Source organism: Pseudomonas gregormendelii (genome assembly GCF_017114825.1).
GTDB lineage: Bacteria > Pseudomonadota > Gammaproteobacteria > Pseudomonadales > Pseudomonadaceae > Aquipseudomonas > Aquipseudomonas gregormendelii.
Genome location: NZ_JADEVO010000094.1, coordinates 1 through 1,310, shown reverse-complemented (window position 1 = coordinate 1,310; position 1,310 = coordinate 1). Strand labels below are relative to the sequence as shown.

Sequence of the window (1,310 nt, the reverse complement as noted above, 5' to 3'; positions counted from 1 at the left end):
TGTCTAGTCCTGAAATAGGTTTACACCTGTTTCACCCCAACGCCCGATGCACCGCATCGGGCGTTTTGTATTTCAAGGACAGGTGCGGGCGCTCCTGGTTGTAGATTAGGATCGCCTCTCTCACCATCTTTTCAGCCTCTGGCAGATCTTTAGGCCGATGAAGCAATAACTCAGTTTTAAGGATGCCGTTGACCCGCTCTGCCAAGGCGTTTTGATAACAGTCATAGCCATCAGTCATTGAGCACGTTATGCCGTGTCTTGCGTGCAGTTTTTGGTAAAGCGTCGAGCAGTACTGCACTCCACGATCCGAGTGGTGAACCAATCTCTGACTGCTTCGTCGCGTCTTCAGCGCCATGCGCAAAGCTTGAGCCACCGAGTCGGCATGCAGACTGCCATGCACGTGATAACCGACAATTTTTCTTGAGAAGACATCCGTCACCAAGCTCAAGTACGCCGGGTCATCACGCTTGGTGGACAGGTAAGTGATATCCGCCACCCAGACCTGCTCCGGGCCGGTGGCAACGATTTGCTGGGGGCCAGGCTTCAGGAGGTTGGGATGGCAACGGAAGCGGTGATGACTGTCAGTTGTCTTGTGATAGGCCCGTTTTCTGCGTACCAAATACCGGTGATCGCGCAACACTTCAAACAAGCGATCTCGGCCGACATGTAGCTCCGGCTTATCATGCTTCGCGTGCATCAGTGAGTGCAGTTTGCGGGTGCCCAGACAGGGTTGCCGCACGCGGACTTCCTGCACAAACTTGATAAGCTTCTGATCCTGCTCGACCCGCGCCCGATAGGCCCGATCACGCTTGTAATAGGCCTGTCGACTAATCCCCATAAACTGGCAAGCCCTGCAGACACTCAGGGTTTGGGTTTGCGCAACGACTTGCCTGGCCGCTTTTTTACGATAGATACGCCGTAATCGTTCTTCAGAACATCGACCACGTCTTCGAAGAATTTGGCTTTCTGAGTCGCCAACGCCAACTGCTCCTCAAGCTCTTTGATTCTCTGCTCGGGAGTTAATGGCAAAGTAGGCTCGTCCATCGGTCGGACCCTCTGGGAGCGAATGGATGCGCCTTGGCTCCAGTCCTGCCGACCATGCTTGCGTAACCACACCAACACCGTCGACCGGCCCTGAATGCCATAGCGCCGTTGAGCCTCTTTATAACTCAACTCGCCTTTTTCGACTTGGTCGACAACCGACAATTTAAAAGTCAGCGTGTAATCTCTCTGGCTACGTTTTTCGCCCGTGTTCATTGCACCTTCCTGATAAGAAGCCAGAAGGTGTAAACCTTATTCAGGACGAGACA

At 53.4% G+C, this 1,310-nt stretch carries 1 protein-coding gene; it reads right to left on the bottom strand.

All coding sequences use genetic code 11. From position 1 onward, the window contains the following. Positions 1 to 31: 31 nt before the first annotated feature. Positions 32 to 1,257, bottom strand: a protein-coding gene (locus tag IMW75_RS26700) for an IS3 family transposase (protein WP_205894304.1) whose coding sequence is annotated in 2 segments (ribosomal slippage) — positions 32 to 906 and positions 906 to 1,257 — 1,227 coding nt in all. Because the reading frame shifts where the segments join, the coding sequence is not laid out codon by codon here. Positions 1,258 to 1,310: the final 53 nt, after the last annotated feature.